This window comes from Serratia sp. CY33525 (genome assembly GCF_052169115.1).
Classification (GTDB): Bacteria; Pseudomonadota; Gammaproteobacteria; order Enterobacterales; family Enterobacteriaceae; genus Serratia; species Serratia sarumanii.
On the sequence record NZ_JBJNLK010000030.1, the window covers coordinates 1 to 1195 of the forward strand.

The following is a 1195-nucleotide window of genomic DNA, read 5'->3' on the forward strand; positions in this document are numbered from 1 at the left end:
GGAAGGTGCGAATAAGCGGGGAAATTCTTCTCGGCTGACTCAGTCATTTCATTTCTTCATGTTTGAGCCGATTTTTTCTCCCGTAAATGCCTTGAATCAGCCTATTTAGACCGTTTCTTCGCCATTTAAGGCGTTATCCCCAGTTTTTAGTGAGATCTCTCCCACTGACGTATCATTTGGTCCGCCCGAAACAGGTTGGCCAGCGTGAATAACATCGCCAGTTGGTTATCGTTTTTCAGCAACCCCTTGTATCTGGCTTTCACGAAGCCGAACTGTCGCTTGATGATGCGAAATGGGTGCTCCACCTTGGCCCGGATGCTGGCTTTCATGTATTCGATGTTGATGGCCGTTTTGTTCTTGCGTGGATGCTGTTTCAAGGTTCTTACCTTGCCGGGGCGCTCGGCGATCAGCCAGTCCACATCCACCTCGGCCAGCTCCTCGCGCTGTGGCGCCCCTTGGTAGCCGGCATCGGCTGAGACAAATTGCTCCTCTCCATGCAGCAGATTACCCAGCTGATTGAGGTCATGCTCGTTGGCCGCGGTGGTGACTAGGCTGTGGGTCAGGCCACTCTTGGCATCGACACCAATGTGGGCCTTCATGCCAAAGTGCCACTGATTGCCTTTCTTGGTCTGATGCATCTCCGGATCGCGTTGCTGCTCTTTGTTCTTGGTCGAGCTGGGTGCCTCAATGATGGTGGCATCGACCAAGGTGCCTTGAGTCATCATGACGCCTGCTTCGGCCAGCCAGCGATTGATGGTCTTGAACAATTGGCGGGCCAGTTGATGCTGCTCCAGCAGGTGGCGGAAATTCATGATGGTGGTGCGGTCAGGCAAGGCGCTATCCAGGGATAACCGGGCAAACCGACGCATGGAGGCGATTTCGTACAGAGCATCTTCCATCGCGCCATCGCTCAGGTTGTACCAATGCTGCATGCAGTGAATGCGTAGCATGGTTTCCAGCGGATAAGGTCGCCGGCCATTACCAGCCTTGGGGTAAAACGGCTCGATGACTTCCACCATGTTTTGCCATGGCAGAATCTGCTCCATACGGGACAAGAAAATCTCTTTTCTGGTCTGACGGCGCTTACTGCTGAATTCACTGTCGGCGAAGGTAAGTTGATGACTCATGATGAACCCTGTTCCATGGCTCCAGATGACAAACATGATCTCATATCAGGGACTTGTTCGCACCTTCC

At 53.1% G+C, this 1195-nt stretch carries 1 protein-coding gene; it reads right to left on the reverse strand.

The window, feature by feature from the left end:
* Positions 1 to 146: 146 nt before the first annotated feature.
* Positions 147 to 1127, reverse strand: coding sequence for an IS5-like element IS5 family transposase (locus tag ACJ8IM_RS25155; RefSeq protein WP_042934497.1), 981 nt, complete (start codon positions 1125 to 1127; stop codon positions 147 to 149).
* Positions 1128 to 1195: the final 68 nt, after the last annotated feature.